This is a genomic window from Rhizobium sp. 32-5/1 (genome assembly GCF_029537235.1).
Lineage (GTDB): Bacteria > Pseudomonadota > Alphaproteobacteria > Rhizobiales > Rhizobiaceae > Pararhizobium.
Genome location: NZ_CP120638.1, coordinates 3783332 through 3799210, shown reverse-complemented (window position 1 = coordinate 3799210; position 15879 = coordinate 3783332). Strand labels below are relative to the sequence as shown.

Below are 15879 nucleotides of genomic sequence, written 5' to 3'. Positions count from 1 at the left end.
TACGTGCAATGACGACTGCCGGAAAAACCATCATCGCGGACGAGGGTGCCGATACCAGCGCGGAACGCATCCGCGCTGCGATCCGTGATGCCATCGTCGAGCGCCGGCTGGCGCCGGGCACCAAACTGACAGAAACCGATGTCGGAGAACTGTTCAACGTCAGCCGGACCCTGGTGCGCGGGGCGCTGCAGGCGCTGGCCTACGAGGGACTTGTCAATGTCGAGAAAAACCGCGGCGCTTTCGTCGCCCATCCCTCGCCCGAGGAAGCCCGCCAGATTTTTGCGACCCGCCGCCTGATTGAGCCCGGCATCCTTACTGAAGCGATCAAGCATTTAACCCCGAAGGATTTTTGGACCTGCGCGCATTGCTGGAGCAGGAAGAACGCCTGACAGCCGAGCGCGGCCAACCGGCGCGCCGCGCGGAAATCAAGGCATCGGGCGATTTTCACCTCGCGCTTTCGGCCATGGCGAAGAATGCCATCATGCTGCGCTTCATGGACGAACTGGTCGCCCGGTCTTCGCTGGTCATCGCGCTTTACGGGCAGTCCAGCGTTTCCAGCTGCGGCCACAGCGACCATCGCGACATCGTCGATGCGCTGGAAGCCGGCGACCTCGCCTCCGCCTGTAGGCTAATGCTGCACCATATCGATCATATCGAAGCCGACCTCGACCTCCGTATCAAGAAGAGTGCCGACCTCAAGGAAGCCCTCAACCTGTAAGTTTCGGATCAGCCGGGCGTATTCGGTGGTGGTGTCCGCAGCATCTGGATCCCGGCATAGACCGCACAGGCATAGAGCCCGACGCCAAGCAGAAAGCGGATCGGCGCATCCTGTATCGTCATCGGCATATCCGGGTTGTACCCCAGCGATGTCAGCCCGCCCATATCATTGCTGACGATCCCCGTCACCAGATACAATCCGCCGACGACGATCAGGAACCACGCAAACAGCTTGTTCTGCTTCATGACGTTCGCCCTCTCTCCAGCTTGCCAATTGCTCTCCGCTACCTCAGGTGGCAGCCCACCGGAAAAACAATATTTCCCTTAATAATCAGATACAAACTTAGAAAAATCGGCGGAACCTAAGCCGTATCGCCGCGTTCTTTGCTCGCCTGATCGCAAGATATGATCGCAATGCAAGGACGAGAATTTCGTGAGTTACAAAAGTTTCCCAAACCCCATCCGCGTTATCATCCGCAGCAGCCAGGAATTCATCATAGCAACCGCATGGGACGCCGTCGAGTTCCTGCAAAACTGGCCAGCGACAAGAGACCGCGCCTACCGCCGCGCCTTGCAACATTGCCTCGACGCCCTTGATGGCATCACCAGCCCGAAAAAGGCCCAGGCTGCCTTTGCCGATGCTGCGCGCCAAGCCGGAATCCTCGTCTGAACCTGTGTGCCGACCGCTGAAGCGATGCTCAGTAGCCAGACTTGAGCCGCCGTTCGATTTCCCGAATTTTCCCTGCTCAACGCCCGCCGAATACTCCGGCGGGCGTTTTCGTGTACAAGTTTCCTAGCCGAATTGCCTAGGTGAAAATCCGCGGCATGGGGTTGCCGTTCTGGAAAACGCGAATATACTCAGGAATAATTATTTCCACAGAGTGAAATACTAAGGGAACAGATCATGGCACTCAGCTGGCGTTTTTCGGCCCTCGCGGACCGGCACCGGGCCCTCGGCTCCAACCTCGAAGACTGGAGCGGCATGGGAACCGCCTGGACCTATGACAAGGACATTTACGAGGAACACATCGCCGTGCGCACCAAGGCCGGCATCATGGATGTCTCGGGCCTGAAAAAGGTCCACCTTGTCGGTCCACATGCCATTGCCGTGCTGGAATATATCACGACACGCGACATGACCAAGGTTTATCCGGGCAAGTCCGTCTATGCCTGCATGCTCAACGATCGCGGCCATTTTACCGACGACTGCATCGTCTATCGCACCGGCCCGAATTCCTGGATGCTGGTGCACGGCTCAGGCTCCGGTTTCGAGGAAATCGTCAAGCAGGCACAGGGCCGCAATTGCGCCGTGCTCTTCGACGACGACCTGCACGACCTGTCCCTGCAGGGGCCGCTGGCCGTCGATTACCTCGAAAAATATGTGCCTGGAATCCGCGATCTGAAATACTTCCATCACATGCAGACGACCCTGTTCGGCGCCCCCGTGATGATCTCGCGCACCGGCTATACCGGCGAGCGCGGCTACGAAATCTTCGTGCGCGGCCAGGATGCCGGTATGGTCTGGGACCGCATCGTTTCCGAAGGCAAGGAGATGGGCATCATCCCCGTCTGCTTCAGCGTTCTCGATATGTTGCGGGTCGAAAGCTACCTCTTGTTCTACCCCTATGACAATTCTCAGATGTATCCCTTTGCCAACGAGCAGCCCGGCGATAGCCTGTGGGAACTCGGCCTCGATTTCACCGTCAGCCCCGGCAAGACCGGCTTCCGCGGTGCCGAGGAACATGCCCGTCTGAAAGGCAAGGAACGCTTCAAGATCTTCGGCCTTCTAGTCGAGGCCGACGGCCCGACCGATCTTGGCGACGAGGTCTGGGCCGACGGCAAAAAGGTCGGCGTCATCACCTGTCCGTCCTATTCGAAGCTGACGAACCGCTCGATGGCCATCATGCGCGTCGAGGTTCCCTATGCGGTTCAGGGCACCAAGCTCGAAGTGAAGGGCAAGACCGTCAACGCGCCGGCGATCGCCCATACCATCACCTTCGACGATCCGAAGAAGACCAAACGGACGGCGGTGGGCTGAGGATATCAGCATGCTCGTCAAAGGGATCAAAAGCAGGCCGGAATATAAGGGGCTCGACATCGATCCCCACGCAAAACGCCACCTCTTCGTCCTCGAGGGCGAAGGGGCAACGGCCCTGACCGATCAGGTCACGGGCAAGGGCACGGATTTCCTCGCAAAATCCGAAATCCTCTATCTGCCGGCGGGCGCAGCACCGAAAGCCTATGACGTAACGCTGGCGGCGCTTTCACCTGACGTCTTCTGGCAAGCGCCGACGCTGCAGCCCATGCTGTTTCGTCTGCGCGCCTGTCTCGAGCAGGCCCGGATGGGAACGCGGCTCTATATCGCCGGCACCGAAGGCTTCATCGGCCAGATCATGCAGGTGGCGCTCGATTTCGGTATGGATTTCAATTCGATCCACACCGAGCATCGCGGCTCGACGGCGCGGCGCGTGCAATGCGTACACTGCAAGGGCATCACCGATAACGTGACCACCAGCCCCTTTGCCTGCAGCCATTGTGGCCTTCCGTTGCTCGTGCGCGATCATTATTCGCGTCGCCTCGGCGCCTTCCAGGGCGTTAACATCGATGCCGAGGAACCGGGCACCGCCCCTCAGCCGGAGGAGATGTTCCCATGAGCCTCAACACCGACATGCCAGTCCGCGTCACCGGGGTCACCCAGGTGACTGACCTTGTCAAACGCTTCCGCTTCGAGCGCCTGGACGGCCATCCCATGCCGTTCTTCTCCGGCGGCGCCCATGTCGTCGTTTCCATGAACGACAATGGCCTTTTGCGCCGCAACCCCTATTCGCTGATGTCCAGCCCTGATGACGGCAGCGCCTATGAAATCAGCGTGCTCCGGGTCCCCAATTCCCGTGGCGGCTCAGTCTTCCTGCATGAGCAGGTCAAGCCCGGCGATCAGCTGATGGTCAGCCAGCCGGTCAATCTGTTTGCACCCGACCATCGCGGCAAGAAACACATCCTCATTGCCGGCGGCATCGGCATCACGCCGTTCATTGCCATGATGGAACAGTTCAGCCGCGACAACATCGCGTTTGAACTACACTACGCCATCCGGTCGCGCACCCACGGCGCCTATTGGCAGCAACTGCTCGAGCGCTACGGCCCGCGCCGGGTGAAAATCTACATCGACGAGGAAAAGACCTTCATTCCGGTCGCAGAGATCGCCGACAACCAGCCGCTCGGCACCCATCTCTATGTCTGCGGCCCAGCAGGCATGATCGACGGCGTGCTGATGACGGCGCTGAAAGCCGGCTGGCCCAAGGAAAACCTGCATTCGGAGCGCTTCCTCGCCCCACCGGCAGGCCTGCCATTCCAGGTCTTGCTCGAAAAATCGGGCATCCAGATGACGGTCGGCGAGCACCAGAGCATACTGGAAGCAGCCGAAGCCCATGGCTGCGATGCGCCCTACATGTGCCGCGGCGGTGCCTGCGGCCAGTGCGAGACCGAGGTTTCGTCCTGCGATGGTGTGCTCGAGCACAACGACATCTACCTGTCGGACGAGGAAAAGGCATCCGGCAAGAAGGTCATGATCTGCGTCTCGCGGTTCAAGGGCCAGCAACTCGTTCTTCAACTCTAGCAGTCTTGTAAAGACAGACGGGGGATCGGACAGATGACCATCACGTTCAGGAGCGAAACGTTCCGCGACGACTTCACCTTCCGCAACAGCCTCTACAATATCCGACGTTTCCCTTCCCCTTCGATCGCGACGAATACATGTACTCGGTCAACATGGAGCCGCATGTCCGCGGGCGCAAAGACAGCGTCTTCGAGAACCTGATCGACGTCGACGAACACTATGTCGCCGAGATGCAGGACCGGGCGATGGTGCTGAAAGAGGACCCGCTGCGCTGCCAGGCGCTGCCACACATGATGGCGGCGCAATGGGATGTGCTGGAACTGCTGATGGAACATCAGGCGCAGGATTATCCCGAGCATTTCACGCTCACAAAGAACGGAGACCGCTGGCGCTGGGTCAACCGGCCGATGGGCATCGACGACACCTTCACCTTCGGCGATCCCGCCACCCTGCCATACCCGCCGATGGAATACATCACCCGCCAGGCCCAGGGCGATTTCTGCATCGTCGACCAGCGCGACAACAATCTCTGGATGGATGCCGGCATGGTCACCACCCAGGCGGACTGGTCGCTCGATTTCGACATCGGCATGAATTTCATGGAATGGCACGGCCCGGTGCCGCTTGCCCACCAGATCGGCGTGTTCGACAGGGCGCTCAAATTCCTGCTCAATCTGCAACAGGGCAAGCCCACCCGCCGGCTGAACTGGACGATGACCGTCAATCCAAGGCTCGATACCTCCCCGAAAACTACCACAAATGGGGTCCGGACCGCCTGACCGTGACGCCGGAGAATGTCGGGCAGAAGATGCACCTGCGCGTCGAACTGCAAAGCCTCTGGCGCCTGCCACGCTCCAACGCCATCCTCTTCGTGATCCGCTGCTATCTCATCAGCCTCGACGAACTGGTGACCGTGCCCAAATGGGCGCGCCGCCTGCCGCGCGTGCTGAAAAGCCTGCCGCCGGAGATCATCGATTACAAGGGCCTGACGCGCAACCGGCCGATCATGATCGACTGGCTGTCGAAGTACGACGACGGGGCACCGACGAGTGCAGGCATCTTTCCGGATTGAGGAGATTTAAGACCCCTCCCCAACCCTCCCCACAAGGGGGAGGGAGTTAACCCGGAGCTACCTCTTGATCTCGACAAACCTTCTCTCGTTTGAGTGCATGGGATGCGTGGAAAGCGGTAGCCCCCTCCCCTTGTGGGGAGGGTTGGGGAGGGGTCTTTTACAAAGCTTAAAACGACATAACAAAGGGAACGAACCAACATGACCAGAGTAGCCGTGATCGGCGCGGGGCCTTCGGGCCTTGCCCAACTGAGAGCCTTCCAATCGGCAGCCCAGAAGGGCGCGGAAATCCCCGAGGTTGTGTGCTTCGAAAAGCAGGCCGACTGGGGTGGACTGTGGAACTACACCTGGCGCACCGGCCTCGATGAATATGGCGAGCCGGTCCATGGCAGCATGTACCGCTATCTCTGGTCGAACGGCCCGAAGGAATGCCTGGAATTCGCCGACTATTCCTTCGAGGAACATTTCGGCAAGCCGATCGGCTCCTATCCGCCCCGTGCGGTTCTCTGGGACTACATCAAGGGCCGCGTCGAAAAAGCCAATGTCCGCGACTGGGTGCGCTTTTCCACGCCCGTCCGCATGGTGCGCTTCGATGAGGAATCCAAAACCTTTACCGTGACCGCTCACGACCGCGTCAACGACGTCATGTATGACGAGATATTCGACTATGTCGTCGTCGCCTCCGGCCATTTCTCGACGCCCCACGTCCCCTATTTCGAAGGCGTCAAGACCTTTGGCGGCCGCGTGTTGCACGCCCATGATTTCCGCGATGCGCTGGAATTCAAGGACAAGGACGTGCTGATCGTCGGCCGCAGCTATTCGGCCGAGGACATCGGCTCGCAATGCTGGAAGTATGGCGCCAAGTCGGTCACCACCAGCTACCGTTCCAAGCCGATGGGTTTCAAATGGCCGGAGCGCTTCGAGGAACGGCCTCTGCTGCAGAAGCTCGTCAACAAGACGGCCTATTTCGCCGACGGCTCGACCAAGGAGGTCGATGCACTGATCCTGTGCACCGGCTATCTGCACCACTTCCCGTTCCTGCCCGACGACCTGCGCCTGAAGACCGCCAACCGCCTGTGGTCCGACAGCCTCTACAAGGGCGTCGTTTACGAGGACAATCCGCAGCTGATGTATATCGGCATGCAGGACCAGTTCTACACGTTCAACATGTTCGACGCGCAGGCCTGGTACGCCCGCGACGTCATCATGGGCCGCATCACCCTGCCATCGAAGGCGGAAATGAAGACCCATTTCGAAACCTGGCGCACCCGCGAGGAAACGCTTGAGGATGCCGAACAGATGATCTGGTTCCAGGGCGACTACGTCATCGAACTCCTTGAGGACACCGACTATCCGAAGTTCGACATCGAAGGCACCAACAAGACATTCATGGAATGGGAACACCACAAGGCCGAAAACATCATGGGCTTCCGCGATAACGCCTACCGTTCGCTGATGACCGGCAACATGGCCCCGAAGCACCACACGCCCTGGCTGGAGGCGATGGACGACACGCTTGAGGTCTACCTGAAGAACTGAAACTGGCCTTGCTTGCCGCGAAACGGCGGCGACTTCAAAACCATCGGGCTTTTCGACAACGCGGCGATTTCTCGCCGCGTTGTTTGCGTTTCAGGCCTGCACGAATAGACCATCCCAATCCGATGAAAAAATATTCAGTTTGCTTATTTTTTAGAATATAATGCAAAAAATATAGTCATAAATTAGTTTAATTTCAACAACATAAAGCCTTGAAACTATTACTGATGAATATAAACTCCACATCAGCCTCCCGAATTTCGAATTTTCTGAACTGCAAGGAATAAAAACCGGGGCGGACGAAAACGATACTTAAAACCATGCCATCACCTGGGTTCCGGGATGGATCGTTGCGTCCATTTTTCCGATTTCTTCCCTGCTGCCAGACATTTGCAGCGGCAGACAACGGCTCAAGAAAGGGGACGATATGGAACAGCAGATAACCGAGCTTGCCGCCAAGGTGGCAACGCTCGAAGCCAGCGCGGGCTGGATGAAAAAATCGACATGGAGATATTCTACTGGTGGTGCATCGCACTGATGTTTGCGATTCACGCCGGCTTTCTCGCCTATGAAATGGGTGCGTCCAGGGCCAAGAACGTGCTCGCCTCGGGCATCAAGAACATCCTCGCCGTCGCCTTCATCATCCCTGTCTTCTATTTCGTCGGCTGGTGGATTTATCTGGCGTTCCCCGCCGGCATCACGCCCAATCTGGAAACCGGCGCTGCCGGTCTCCCTGGTCAGCCTCCATGGGGCCCAATCTGACGGACAGCGCGTCGGGCATCTTCTGGGGCGCCTTTGCGCTTTTCGCGGCAACGACAGCGTCCATCCTGTCCGGCGCCGTCATCGAGCGTATCCGCCTCTCGGCCTTCATCATCCTCGCCATCGTCCTCGGTTGCTTCGCATGGATTCTGGCGGCGTCCTGGTCCTGGCACGGCGGTGGCTGGCTGCTGACGAAATTCGGCTGGCACGATTTCGGTGCTGCCGGCTGCGTGCACATGGTCGCCGGCTTCTTCGCGCTCGGTGTTCTGATCAATCTGGGACCGCGCCTTGGCAAATTCGGCCCCGGCGGCAAGATCAATGATCTCAGCCCCCACAACCTGCCCTTCGCCATCTTCGGCCTGATGCTGATCATCGTCGGCTTCTTCGGCTTCCTCGGCGGTTGCATGATCTACATCGGCGATGGCCAGTGGACGAGCATCTTCGGCAATCCGACGACCTTGTCTGCCGTATCCTTCAACGTTCTCATGGGCTTTGCAGGCGGCATCATCGGCGCATGGCTGATGACGCGCGATCCGTTCTGGATGATGTCCGGCGCTCTTGCCGGTATCTTTGCGGCAGCCCCGGCCTTGATGTCTACTACCCGCCTCTCGCCTTCCTGCTCGGCGTCGGTGGTGGCCTGATCACGCCGCTGGCAGATCGCTTCCTGCAGAAAATGGGAATTGATGATGCCGTCGGCGCCGTCTCGGTTCATGGCATTGGCGGCTTGTGGGGTATTCTGGCCTTCGGCATCTTCGCCTCCGGCTATCCGCAGACTGTCGCAGGTGCGCCGGATACCAACTTCCTCGCACAGTTGATCGGTGCCGTCACCATGGCGCTCGTCGGCTTCGTTCCGGGCTTCCTCGTATCGATGCTGCTCAAGTCCATCGGCAAACTGCGCATTCCCGAGAAGATCGAGATAATGGGCATGGACAAGGCCAAGGTCCCGGTTCGCGCCTATCCGGAAGGCCATTTCGGCACGCCGCCGCGGGGCATTACCGAAGTCCCCTTCCCCGGCGAATAAGACAAGCGGGTGCCGCACAGGAAACTGCGGCACCCTTAAAATTATCCCTCATCGCCTCGATGCGCTGACCGCAGGGGGCAAGACCTGAAAGGATTTTCATGGGTTCTCCAATCGCTTCCTGGGAAGGCGCTGAAGCCTATTTCACCGGCTTTGGCAGCTTTTCCACCACCTTCTTCCTGATCGCCGCCATCGCCTTCACCATCGGCGCCATCGCCTACGGATCGAAGCACGAAACCGAAGCCTACGAACGCAGCCAACTGGAATAGCCTAACGACAAAGGCCGGGATGGTGACATCCCGGCCTTTGCTTCCGTGATTGCATGCGCTTTTTATCGAGTTACCGTCTCAAGAGCGCGGCTTGAGCTTCTGCGGATCGTAATGCGCAAACGGCACGATCCGCGCCGGAAAGCGCTTTTGCTGGCCATCGAGCTTGCCGATCTCCACATCCGTACCAATCTCAGAATGCAGCACGTCCATGCGTGCCAGAGCAATCGTCTTCTTCAGCAAGGGCGAGCGTGTCGAACTGGTCACGACGCCGACCTGGGCGCGACCGACATGCACCGTATCGCCGTGGCCGACCGCGTCGTTGCTGTCGATATCGAGGCCGACGAGCTTGTAGCGCGGGTTCTCCTTGCGCTTGATCAGCGCCTCGCGGCCGATGAAATCCTCGGTTTTCGATTTCAGCGGCACGGTGAAGCCGATGCCGGCTTCGAAGGGATCGGTCTGATCGGTGAATTCATAATGCGCAAAGATCAGCCCCGCTTCGATGCGCACCATATCGAGCGCTTCGAGCCCCATCGGCTTTATTCCATGCTTCTGCCCGGCTTCCCAGACAGCGTCGAACACGGCCACCCCGTCCTTCGGATGACAGAAGATTTCGTATCCCAATTCGCCGGTATAGCCCGTCCTTGAGACGACCACCGGCGCCCCTTCGAAATGGCCGATTCGGCCAACGGCAAAGCGGAACCAGTCGAGTTCGCCGATCGACGGCTGCGCTGGAGATGTCCAGATGATCTCCTTGATGATCTCGCGGCTCGCGGGGCCCTGGACAGCCAGATTGTGCATCTGGTCCGTCGATGAGCGCACCCAGGCCTTGAAGCCCATCTTTTCGGCCTGCTGACGCAGCCAGATGCCGGAAAAATCGTCGCCGCCAATCCAACGGAAATTGTTCTGCGCCAGCCGGAAAACCGTGCCGTCGTCGATCATGCCACCGTTTTCATAGCACATGGCCGTATAGACCACCTGCCCCGGCGAGAGCTTGCGGATGTCGCGTGTCAGGCAATATTGCAATAAGGCTTCCGCATCCGGCCCCGTCACCTCGAACTTTCGCAGCGGCGACAGATCCATGACGACAGCCTTTTCGCGGCAGGCCCAGTATTCCTCGGTCGGCCCGTCATTGTTGAAACGATTCGGCAGCCAATAACCGCGATACTCACTGAAATTCCGGGTCATCGCCGAAAGGCGCGGATGGAAGGCGGTTTCCTGGGTCAGTTCCGGTTCTGCGTCGGGGGTCATGCGTGTGGCCACTGCTCGGGTGAATTTTTCCGCGGCGGAATAGGTGCGGACGTGGATGTCGGTCGGATCCCAGCCATTGGCGGCATCGATATCGTCGGGACAGGAGGATGAGACGCAGACGAGATCGGTCATCGCCCGCATCAGCACATAGTCGCCAGGTCTAGACCACGGCTCGTCGAGATAGAGCTGGTTGTGATGGTCGATATTGGTGTTGTAGAAATAGTTTATCGCTTCCCAGCCTTTGCGCGGCGCAATGCCGTAGGGCGCCAAGGCATGGTTGAAATTGTCCGTGCAATTGACATGACCCGGATAGCCCATGTCGTCGTAATAGCGTGAGTTGCAGGCGGTGGCGAAAGCATCATGTCGCCCGACCGTATCCTGCACGATCTCCACCAAAGGCTCGAAATCGCGGTCAAACGCCTTCGACGGCAGCCCCGGCGTCGGGTAGCTGCGGCCCAAAAGCGTGCGCGTCACCGTCGCATCCAGAGCCAGATCCAGCCCCTTGTCGACCTTGCGTGCGGCAAAGGCCTGAAAATCCGTGCATTGTCGGCCCGCAACGTCGATGATCTGGATAAATTCCCCTGCCCGGACGAAATAGGCCGATGCCCTGGCCGCCGGAATGCGCAGGTCCTGCACCGGGTCCGCCATCGGTTCGGGCAGACGCTCCTCATAACTGCGGAGAACCCGAGCACGTGTCACGCGAAGCTCGATTGCGGTGGCCGTGTCCTGCTTTTCCGCGTCCATGGCAGCACCGGGTGCCGCAACGATCAGCAACCCGTCGAGCGCAATCGTCAATGTCTCCGTCGTACCCGCGGGCGTCTGCTCGCCAAAGAACACCAGCGCGTTTGCCTCGGAAAGGTCGACACCCCGACGCTTCAAGGCGCCGAGCGTCCGGCGCGCGCTGTCATTGTCGAGCGACAGGATATCCTTCAAACCCTCCGCGGGTCCGGAGAATGCAGCCCCTAGACCGGCCGCATTGAACTTGCCTCTGTCATCGACAAAGCTGACTTCACAACGCTGCCCGCCCTCGACATCGGCAAAGGAAACCCGGTCGCCAGCCGCGACTTTGATTACCGTCGTGCCGCGTCCCCGCACCCGGTAGCGCTCGACCCCCGGCGCAAGCGCAGGAATGCCCGGCCGCAATATGGTGCTCGGTCGTGGCGGTGCCATGATGCCGGAAAAGCCTGCCGACCTGTCCATGCTGTCCTCCTTCTGATCCGAGCCTCTCAACCTTTATGCAAGGCTGGAACCCACCCGGTCAATCCAACGAAACTATCCTATGGGACTGCGGCAAAAGTAAAGTCAGACTTGACTGAGAAGAAAAAATTCACTATGAGGATAAGCTGCGGCCTCAAAATCAACGACGGGAACCGGGCGGACGCTGTCAGAGCAGCGCCGACCGAAATCAGGGCCTCAGCGATTATCAAAAAACACGGGAACACGCGCAACGCGCGACACGACAAACTGGTCGAGGAGACTGCTTATGGCATCTATCGTTGAAACCGAAGGATCGACTGCCGCGCAAAGCGGCGGGCTGATCCGCGCGCTGGACTGGAAAGGCGCCTTCTGGCTTGCCGCCGGCGTTCCGCCGCTCGTGCTGTTTTCCATCGGGGGCATTGCAGGCACGACGGGCAAGCTCGCCTTTGTCGTCTGGATGATCTCGATGACCATGGGCTTCCTGCAGTCCTTCACCTATGCGGAAATCGCCGGCATGTTCGGCAACAAGTCCGGCGGCGCCTCGATCTACGGCGCCACTGCCTGGGTCCGCTATTCCAAGTTCATCGCGCCGCTCTCGGTCTGGTGCAACTGGTTCGCCTGGTCGCCGGTGCTCTCGCTCGGCTGCGCCATCGCCGCCGGCTACATTCTGAACGCGCTCTTCCCGATCCCCGGTGCAGACTCACCTGCCGTCATGGAATGGATCAGCGCCAACGCCGCCTCGCTGACGGCCGAAAGCCCGCGCGTTGCCGAATGGATCGCCGCCAATGCCGGCAAGACACAGGCCGAGGCCATCGCAGCCCTTCTCTCGACCGACGGCATTTCTGCCGTGACGCCGGCCATCCGAAGCTGGTCGCTGACGTCCTTCGAAATTCCTTATCTTGCCAATGCCAATCTGAACGCGACCTTCTTCATCGGCGCGATCCTGATGCTGGTCATCTTCGCCATCCAGCATCGCGGCATTCTCGGCACGGCGAACGTCCAGAAATGGCTGGCGATCATCGTTCTCCTGCCGCTGCTGCTGATCGGCCTCTATCCGATTTTTCCGGGCAGATCGATGGCGGCAACATCACCGGCCTGCTGCCGCCGACGGCCGCCTATTCCGGCGTCGACGGCACCTGGAGCAATGGCGGATGGACACTGTTCCTCGGCGGTCTCTACATCGCCGCCTGGTCAACCTACGGCTTTGAAACGGCGGTCTGCTACACCCGCGAACTGAAGAACCCGAAAGCCGACACGTTCCGGGCGATCTTCTATTCCGGCCTTCTGTGCTGCCTGTTCTTCTTCCTCATCCCCTTTACTTTCCAGGGCGTGCTCGGCCATGCCGGCATGCTGGCACCTGGCATCGTCGATGGCACGGGCGTTGCCGAAGCGCTCGCCAACCTCATCCATGGCGGCCGCATCGTCACGCAGATCCTCGTCATCCTGATGATCATGGCCCTGTTCCTCGCCATCATGACGGCGATGGCCGGTTCCTCGCGCACGCTCTATCAGGGTGCGAAAGACGGCTGGCTGCCGAAATATCTGGATCACACCAACGAACACGGCGCACCGACCCGCGCCATGTGGACGGATTTCGGCTTCAACCTGATCCTGCTTGCCATCGCCTCCGACGTCGCCGGCTACTTCTTCGTTTTGGCCGTCTCCAATGTCGGCTACATCATCTTCAACTTCCTCAACCTCAATGCCGGCTGGATCCACCGCATGGATTCCAGCCACATCGCGCGGCCCTGGAAGGCACCGACCTGGCTGATCGGTGTCAACACCGTTCTCGCTTTCGTCAACGCGCTGTTCCTTGGTGCCGGCGCCAAGGTCTGGGGCTATTCCAACGCACTCTGGGTCGGCTTCATCTTTGCCGCCCTCATCCTGCCCGTCTTTGCCTATCGCCATTATGTCCGTGACGGCGGCAAGTTCCCGGCCGGCGCCATGGAAGACCTCGGCCTTACCGGCCAGGACCTCGGCGTCAAGAAGGCCGGCATCCTGCCCTATGTTGCGCTTGCCGGCGGTCTCGCAGTGGTGCTGATCGCCAATGTGGTGTTCCAGCTTCCAGCTTGACAAAAAGCAGAAACAAGGAAGGCCGGGCGCTTTGCAGCGCCCGGCCTTCTGCATTTTCAAGTGAGCATATCTCAAACGCGCTCGAGTGCCACCGCAATCCCCGGCCGACGCCGATGCACATCATCGAAAGCGAGTAGCGCCACCGGTCAAGGCAAGCTCTAAACCTGACACTCGTCCGAAACATCACCCGCCTCGGCAAGGCGTCCGGCTGAACGACTCGACCTTTCGTCAAAGCCAGATTTCAATCACGCAGCCCCAGGCCACGTCTCCGCATGATTGACAATCATCGGAACTGCGAAGAGTTTTGCGCAGCGATCAAGACAGGATGACGATGATTGAAATGACTGACCATTTTACAAACCCCTTCCCGGCCCCGGATGCGGCGCGCCACGCCATCTGGGAGATGCTCGTGCCGCGCGATATCGACGCTTTCCTGGCGGCCGACTGGAGCCTTGTTGCCGATGACTTTATCGAGGAAGGCTTCATCGGCATCCACGGCAACAAGGCCGACAATCCGGATCGCTGGACGCTTGCCTTCCCCAATCTTGCCGCCTATCGCAAGGAGTGGCTGCGGCAGGCTCAGGATTTTGCCAGCCAGACCTTCGGCGAGGATGCCCGCACTGCGATCTTCCGCACGACAACGCTGCGCGAGATCGAGATAGCAGGTGAAACCGCATTGGTGCGCAAGAAATTCGACGGCAGCATCCTGCGGCCGGACGGCACACGCGATATCATGCAGTGGCAGACGCTCTATACCTGCCGCTACCACCGCGGCGCCTGGAAGATATCAGGCTTTACCGGCTATCTACCCAATCCGATGGGCACCCCTTGAACATGCGCCTTTTCACCGCCGTTTTAGCAACGGAAACCAATACGTTCTCGCCGATCTGCATCGATATCAGGGCCTTCGAGGCCTCGCTCTATGCCACACCCGGCCAGCATCCCGCCACCCCGACCCTCTGCTCGGCTCCTCTAACCGTCGGCCGCAGGGTGGCGCGCGAACGCGGCTGGGATCTGATCGAAGGCACCGCCGCCTGGGCGGACCCGGCGGGGTTGATCAACCGCAAGACCTACGAGACGCTGCGCGACGAAATTCTCGACCAGCTCACCGCAGCGCTACCCGTCAACGGCGTGGTGCTGGGCCTGCATGGCGCCATGGTCGCAGATGGCTACGAGGATCCCGAGGGCGACCTGCTCGCCCGGATCAGGGATATGGTGGGGCCGGACGTGCTCGTTTGTGCCTCGCTCGACCCACACAGCCACCTGACGGAAAAGCGGGTCAAATCCACCGACTTTCTCGTCGCCTTCAAGGAATTTCCCCACTCAGACTTCGTCGATCGTGCCGAGGATCTCTGGCGCATCGCCATCGAGACGCTGGAAGGCAGGGTCCGGCCCTCAATGTCGGTATTCGACTGCCGGATGATCGACGTCTTCCCGACGTCGCGCGAGCCGATGCGCAGCTTCGTGGACCAAATGTTCGAGATCGAGGCAACCGATCCGGACATCCTGTCGCTCTCGGTCATTCATGGCTTCATGGCCGGCGACGTCCCGGAAATGGGAACGAAAGTCCTCGCAGTCACCAACAACCAGCCGGACAAGGGCGATCGCCTCGCGCGTGACCTCGGCCTCGAACTCTTTGCCAAGCGGGGCACATTCATGGCGCCGCAAATGGATGAGAAATCGGCAGTCACAAAGGCTCTCGCCAGCGAAACCGGCCCGGTCGTCATAGCCGATGTCTGGGACAATCCCGGTGGCGGCACCGCCGGCGATGCGACCATACTTTTACGGGAGTTGCTGGACCGAGGCGTTACCGATGCAGCCGTCGGCACGATCTGGGACCCGGTCGCCGTGCAGATTTGCATGGCAGCCGGCGAAGGTGCCACGATCCCGCTGCGCTTCGGGGCAAAATCCGCACCCGGAACGGGCAATCCCGTCGATGGTCGGGTCGAAATCATCCGGCTCGTCCGCGATGCGCAGATGCGGTTCGGTGAAAGCCTCGTGCCATTCGGCGATTCGGCTCATATCCGGCTCAGCGGCATCGACATTATATTGAATTCGACCCGCGCCCAGGGCTTTGATCCCAGCCTGTTCTCGGTGATGGGTATCGACCCGGCGTCGCGAAAAATCCTGGTGATCAAATCCACCAACCATTTTCACGCTGCGTTTTCGAAGATTGCGTCGGACATTCTCTACTGCGCCGCCGGCACGCCCTATCCGAATGATCCGGCGAAAACCGACTATCGCCGCGCGCCTGAGAATATCTGGCCAAGGGTTGCCGATCCGCATGGGCAGGGCATTTCCTGATGCAATCCTGCATAAAAAAACGGCCGGAAAACCCGACCGCCTTGTTTGGAATGACAACGTCCTGAACGAAGAC

The 15879-nt window shown here is 59.7% G+C and carries 13 protein-coding genes and 3 pseudogenes; 14 read left to right on the top strand and 2 right to left on the bottom strand.

Going from position 1 to position 15879, the window contains the following annotated elements; genetic code table 11:
- The first annotated feature begins 8 nt into the window (after nucleotides 1-8).
- A pseudogene (locus tag P6U16_RS19100) lies at nucleotides 9-718 on the top strand (GntR family transcriptional regulator).
- Between the two features lie 8 nt (nucleotides 719-726).
- Here P6U16_RS19100 and P6U16_RS19095 read toward each other — a convergent pair.
- Entirely contained in the window at nucleotides 727-963 is a 237-nt protein-coding gene (locus P6U16_RS19095; protein WP_277701804.1) for a hypothetical protein, read from the bottom strand.
- A 187-nt stretch (nucleotides 964-1150) separates the two neighbouring features.
- Here P6U16_RS19095 and P6U16_RS19090 point away from each other — a divergent pair, with 187 nt between their 5' ends.
- From P6U16_RS19090 to P6U16_RS19045, 10 genes and pseudogenes are all read left to right on the top strand, one after another.
- Entirely contained in the window at nucleotides 1151-1387 is a 237-nt protein-coding gene (locus tag P6U16_RS19090) for a DUF982 domain-containing protein (protein WP_277701803.1), read from the top strand.
- A gap of 234 nt (nucleotides 1388-1621) precedes the next feature.
- The gene (locus P6U16_RS19085; RefSeq protein WP_277701802.1) at nucleotides 1622-2755 is read left to right on the top strand and encodes an aminomethyltransferase family protein; all 1134 of its coding nucleotides are present in this window, start codon (nucleotides 1622-1624) and stop codon (nucleotides 2753-2755) included.
- A 10-nt stretch (nucleotides 2756-2765) separates the two neighbouring features.
- On the top strand, nucleotides 2766-3371 hold the full coding sequence (locus tag P6U16_RS19080; RefSeq protein ID WP_277701801.1) for a dimethylamine monooxygenase subunit DmmA family protein: 606 nt from the start codon (nucleotides 2766-2768) through the stop codon (nucleotides 3369-3371).
- A complete protein-coding gene (locus P6U16_RS19075; RefSeq protein WP_277701800.1) occupies nucleotides 3368-4333 on the top strand; it encodes a PDR/VanB family oxidoreductase in 966 nt (321 codons plus the stop codon). The genes P6U16_RS19080 and P6U16_RS19075 overlap by 4 nt, the downstream gene beginning before the upstream one ends.
- 33 nt (nucleotides 4334-4366) lie before the next feature.
- Nucleotides 4367-5405: pseudogene (locus P6U16_RS19070) on the top strand (DUF3445 domain-containing protein).
- A 198-nt stretch (nucleotides 5406-5603) separates the two neighbouring features.
- On the top strand, nucleotides 5604-6941 hold the full coding sequence (locus tag P6U16_RS19065; protein WP_277701799.1) for an NAD(P)/FAD-dependent oxidoreductase: 1338 nt from the start codon (nucleotides 5604-5606) through the stop codon (nucleotides 6939-6941).
- 501 nt (nucleotides 6942-7442) lie between these two features.
- Entirely contained in the window at nucleotides 7443-7700 is a 258-nt protein-coding gene (locus P6U16_RS19060) for a hypothetical protein (RefSeq protein WP_277701798.1), read from the top strand.
- A complete protein-coding gene (locus tag P6U16_RS19055) occupies nucleotides 7685-8338 on the top strand; it encodes a hypothetical protein (RefSeq protein WP_277701797.1) in 654 nt (217 codons plus the stop codon). The genes P6U16_RS19060 and P6U16_RS19055 overlap by 16 nt, the downstream gene beginning before the upstream one ends.
- A complete protein-coding gene (locus tag P6U16_RS19050) occupies nucleotides 8236-8718 on the top strand; it encodes a hypothetical protein (protein WP_277703907.1) in 483 nt (160 codons plus the stop codon). Before P6U16_RS19055 ends, P6U16_RS19050 begins: the two co-directional genes overlap by 103 nt.
- Nucleotides 8719-8816: 98 nt before the next feature.
- Complete coding sequence (locus P6U16_RS19045) at nucleotides 8817-8984, top strand: hypothetical protein (protein WP_275786321.1); 168 nt, start codon at nucleotides 8817-8819, stop codon at nucleotides 8982-8984.
- Nucleotides 8985-9062: 78 nt separating this feature from the next.
- On the opposite strand, the gene P6U16_RS19040 is transcribed toward P6U16_RS19045, so the two are convergent.
- On the bottom strand, nucleotides 9063-11402 hold the full coding sequence (locus P6U16_RS19040) for an aminomethyltransferase family protein (protein ID WP_277703906.1): 2340 nt from the start codon (nucleotides 11400-11402) through the stop codon (nucleotides 9063-9065).
- Between the two features lie 313 nt (nucleotides 11403-11715).
- Here P6U16_RS19040 and P6U16_RS19035 point away from each other — a divergent pair.
- The 3 genes and pseudogenes from P6U16_RS19035 to P6U16_RS19025 all read left to right on the top strand — a co-directional run bounded on the left by P6U16_RS19035 (nucleotide 11716) and on the right by P6U16_RS19025 (nucleotide 15806).
- Nucleotides 11716-13502: pseudogene (locus tag P6U16_RS19035) on the top strand (APC family permease).
- A gap of 340 nt (nucleotides 13503-13842) precedes the next feature.
- Nucleotides 13843-14334 (top strand): hypothetical protein, encoded by a 492-nt coding sequence (locus tag P6U16_RS19030; RefSeq protein WP_277701796.1) that lies wholly within the window; start codon nucleotides 13843-13845, stop codon nucleotides 14332-14334.
- Between the two features lie 2 nt (nucleotides 14335-14336).
- Nucleotides 14337-15806 (top strand): M81 family metallopeptidase, encoded by a 1470-nt coding sequence (locus P6U16_RS19025; protein ID WP_277701795.1) that lies wholly within the window; start codon nucleotides 14337-14339, stop codon nucleotides 15804-15806.
- The last annotated feature ends 73 nt before the right edge of the window (nucleotides 15807-15879 follow it).

Excerpts from the sequence above, each read along its gene's own strand:
- P6U16_RS19040 (WP_277703906.1), bottom strand. The coding sequence starts at position 11,402 with ATGGCACCGCCACGACCGAGCACCATATTGCGGCCGGGCATTCCTGCG.
- P6U16_RS19085 (WP_277701802.1), top strand. The coding sequence starts at position 1,622 with ATGGCACTCAGCTGGCGTTTTTCGGCCCTCGCGGACCGGCACCGGGCC.
- P6U16_RS19075 (WP_277701800.1), top strand. The coding sequence starts at position 3,368 with ATGAGCCTCAACACCGACATGCCAGTCCGCGTCACCGGGGTCACCCAG.
- P6U16_RS19055 (WP_277701797.1), top strand. The coding sequence starts at position 7,685 with ATGGGGCCCAATCTGACGGACAGCGCGTCGGGCATCTTCTGGGGCGCC.
- P6U16_RS19080 (WP_277701801.1), top strand. The coding sequence starts at position 2,766 with ATGCTCGTCAAAGGGATCAAAAGCAGGCCGGAATATAAGGGGCTCGAC.
- P6U16_RS19045 (WP_275786321.1), top strand. The coding sequence starts at position 8,817 with ATGGGTTCTCCAATCGCTTCCTGGGAAGGCGCTGAAGCCTATTTCACC.
- P6U16_RS19095 (WP_277701804.1), bottom strand. The coding sequence starts at position 963 with ATGAAGCAGAACAAGCTGTTTGCGTGGTTCCTGATCGTCGTCGGCGGA.
- P6U16_RS19030 (WP_277701796.1), top strand. The coding sequence starts at position 13,843 with ATGACTGACCATTTTACAAACCCCTTCCCGGCCCCGGATGCGGCGCGC.
- P6U16_RS19025 (WP_277701795.1), top strand. The coding sequence starts at position 14,337 with ATGCGCCTTTTCACCGCCGTTTTAGCAACGGAAACCAATACGTTCTCG.
- P6U16_RS19060 (WP_277701798.1), top strand. The coding sequence starts at position 7,443 with ATGGAGATATTCTACTGGTGGTGCATCGCACTGATGTTTGCGATTCAC.
- P6U16_RS19065 (WP_277701799.1), top strand. The coding sequence starts at position 5,604 with ATGACCAGAGTAGCCGTGATCGGCGCGGGGCCTTCGGGCCTTGCCCAA.